The following is a 3,379-nucleotide window of genomic DNA, read 5'->3' on the forward strand; positions in this document are numbered from 1 at the left end:
CGAAACGACGCGCCCGGCGAAACGGTAAGCTATCAGGTGAGCAACGCGCAGTATCGGTTAACGATAACAGAATCAACGCGCTACACTACGCTGGTGGAGATTGAGCAAACGGCGCCGAGCATCAGCTACTGGAGCCTGCCGTCAATGACGGTACGTCTTTATCATGATGCGATGGTCGCTGAAGTGTGTTCAAGCCAGCAGATCTTTCGCTTCAAAGCGCGGTATGATTATCCGAATAAAAAGTTGCATCAACGCGACGAAAAGCATCAAATTAACCAGTTTTTAGCCGACTGGCTAAGATATTGTTTAGCACATGGAGCAATGGCGATTCCGGTTTGTTAGCGTCATAAACCTACCTAAGGACACCATTTGGAAAGCCTGTTGAACCTGACTGTTGCTGGTGGGGCGCCAGTCAGGATATTACAAATCACCGACACCCACCTTTTTGCCGAAAAGCATGAGACGCTTCTGGGCGTGAACACCTGGGAGAGTTATCAGGCGGTTCTTGACGCGATCCATGCTGAAAAGCGGCCATGCGATCTGATCGTCGCGACAGGCGATCTGGCGCAGGATCAATCCTCCGCAGCCTATCAGCATTTCGCCGAAGGAATTGCGAGCTTTAGTGTGCCTTGCGTCTGGCTACCGGGCAATCACGATTTTCAGCCCGCCATGTACAGTTCGCTTCAGGAGGCGGGGATTTCGCCGGCAAAATGTGTCTTTACGGGGGACCAGTGGCAAATTCTGCTCCTCGACAGTCAGGTGTTTGGCGTTCCGCACGGTGAGTTGAGCGACTATCAGCTTGACTGGCTGGAGACAAAACTGGCCGCCGAACCGAATCGTAATACGCTGCTGTTACTGCATCATCATCCGCTGCCGGCGGGCTGTAGCTGGCTTGATCAGCACAGCTTACGCAACTCTGCGGCGCTGGATAGCGTGCTGGCGAAATTCCCGCGCGTGAAAAATTTGCTGTGTGGGCACATTCACCAGGAACAGGATCTCGACTGGAACGGTCGCCGCCTGCTCGCGACGCCGTCCACCTGCGTGCAGTTCAAGCCCCATTGCGCTAACTTCACGCTGGACACCATCGCACCGGGCTGGCGCTGGCTGGACCTGCATGCCGACGGCTCGCTGACCACCGAAGTGTGCCGTCTGGCTGGCGCGCAGTTCCGCCCGGATACCGCTTCAGAAGGCTATTGATGTCGACGCTCCTCTATCTGCACGGGTTCAACAGTTCTCCGCGTTCCGCAAAGGCGACGCAGTTTCGCCAGTGGCTGAGCGAACATCATCCGCACGTGGAGATGATTATTCCGCAGCTGCCCCCTTATCCGGCGGACGCGGCAGAAATGCTGGAATCGATTGTGCTTGAACACGGCGGCGAATCGTTTGGCGTTGTTGGCTCGTCCCTCGGCGGCTACTACGCCACCTGGCTGTCGCAATGCTTTATGTTGCCCGCTGTCGTCGTTAACCCGGCGGTCCGGCCATTTGAGCTGTTAAGGGACTTTCTTGGCGAAAACGAGAACCCCTACACCGGCCAACAATATGTGCTAGAGTCACGCCATATTTACGATCTCAAAGTTATGCAGGTCGACCCGCTTGAAGCGCCCGATCTTATCTGGCTGCTGCAACAGACGGGAGATGAAGTGCTGGATTACCGCCAGGCAGTGGCGTATTACGCATCCTGCCGCCAGACTGTAGAAGAGGGCGGAAACCATGCTTTCACGGGCTTTGAAGATCATTTCACCCAGATTGTCGATTTTCTTGGACTGCACAGCCACTGACAATCAATGCGAATTGCTAGCTTAAATCATGACGCAAACCTATAACGCTGATGCCATTGAGGTACTCACCGGGCTTGAGCCGGTTCGCCGCCGCCCGGGGATGTACACCGATACGACGCGCCCAAACCACCTGGGCCAGGAAGTAATTGATAACAGTGTGGACGAAGCGCTGGCAGGTCATGCCAAACGCGTGGACGTTATCCTGCACGCCGATCAGTCGCTGGAAGTCATCGACGATGGCCGCGGCATGCCGGTGGATATTCACCCGGAAGAGGGGGTTCCTGCCGTTGAGCTGATCCTCTGCCGTCTGCATGCGGGCGGTAAGTTCTCCAACAAAAACTACCAGTTCTCTGGCGGCTTGCACGGCGTGGGGATCTCTGTGGTTAACGCCCTGTCAAAGCGCGTGGAAGTGAACGTCCGTCGCGACGGCCAGGTGTATAACATCGCGTTTGAAAACGGCGAAAAAGTGCAGGATTTGCAGGTCGTCGGGACGTGCGGTAAACGCAACACCGGCACCAGCGTCCATTTCTGGCCTGACGAAAGCTTCTTCGACAGCCCACGCTTTTCTGTTTCCCGCCTGACGCACCTGCTGAAAGCCAAAGCGGTGCTGTGCCCAGGCGTAGAAATCACCTTTAAAGATCACGTTAACAACACCGAACAGAGCTGGCGCTACGAAAAGGGTCTGAACGATTACCTGTGCGAAGCGGTTAACGGCCTGCCGACCCTGCCGGAAAAACCGTTCGTCGGGAATTTCGAAGGTGATACCGAGGCGGTGGACTGGGCGCTGCTGTGGCTACCTGAAGGCGGTGAGCTGCTGACGGAAAGCTACGTCAACCTGATCCCAACGCTGCTCGGTGGGACGCACGTCAACGGCCTGCGTCAGGGTCTACTGGATGCGATGCGCGAGTTCTGCGAATACCGCAACATTCTGCCGCGCGGCGTGAAGCTTTCCGCAGAAGATATCTGGGACCGCTGCGCCTACGTGCTTTCCGTGAAAATGCAGGATCCGCAGTTTGCCGGTCAGACTAAAGAGCGCCTGTCGTCACGCCAGTGTGCGGCGTTTGTTTCCGGCGTGGTGAAAGATGCGTTTACCCTGTGGCTGAACCAGAACGTTCAGGCCGCAGAAATGCTGGCTGAAATGGCGATCTCCAGCGCCCAGCGTCGTCTGCGCGCGGCGAAGAAAGTGGTGCGTAAAAAACTGACCAGCGGCCCCGCGCTGCCGGGCAAGCTGGCGGACTGTACCGCCCAGGATCTCAACCGCACCGAGCTTTTCCTGGTGGAAGGGGACTCGGCGGGCGGATCGGCCAAGCAGGCGCGCGATCGTGAATATCAGGCGATCATGCCGCTCAAGGGTAAGATCCTGAATACCTGGGAGGTCTCTTCTGATGAAGTGCTGGCCTCGCAGGAAGTACACGATATATCGGTGGCGATCGGCATCGATCCGGACAGCGACGATCTGAGCCAGCTGCGCTACGGCAAGATCTGCATTCTCGCGGATGCGGACTCCGATGGCCTGCACATCGCCACGCTGCTGTGCGCGCTGTTCGTGAAGCACTTCCGCGCGCTGGTGAAAAACGGTCACGTCCACGTGGCGCTGCCGC

4 protein-coding genes are annotated in these 3,379 nt (G+C 57.0%); all 4 read left to right on the forward strand.

Annotated elements, in window-relative coordinates; all coding sequences use genetic code 11:
• A partial coding sequence (locus HP459_RS22065) for a DUF1249 family protein (protein ID WP_171936845.1) occupies positions 1-342 on the forward strand: 342 nt, incomplete at its 5' end.
• A 27-nt stretch (positions 343-369) separates the two neighbouring features.
• Complete coding sequence (gene cpdA, locus HP459_RS22070) at positions 370-1,197, forward strand: 3',5'-cyclic-AMP phosphodiesterase (protein WP_023298619.1); 828 nt, start codon at positions 370-372, stop codon at positions 1,195-1,197.
• On the forward strand, positions 1,197-1,778 hold the full coding sequence (gene yqiA, locus HP459_RS22075) for an esterase YqiA (protein WP_023306967.1): 582 nt from the start codon (positions 1,197-1,199) through the stop codon (positions 1,776-1,778). The genes cpdA and yqiA overlap by 1 nt, the downstream gene beginning before the upstream one ends.
• Before the next feature lie 28 nt (positions 1,779-1,806).
• Positions 1,807-3,379: DNA topoisomerase IV subunit B (parE, locus tag HP459_RS22080; protein ID WP_171936846.1), on the forward strand; the 1,573-nt coding region annotated here is incomplete at its 3' end.

This window comes from Enterobacter sp. CM29, assembly GCF_013179605.1.
Classification (GTDB): Bacteria; Pseudomonadota; Gammaproteobacteria; order Enterobacterales; family Enterobacteriaceae; genus Enterobacter; species Enterobacter intestinihominis.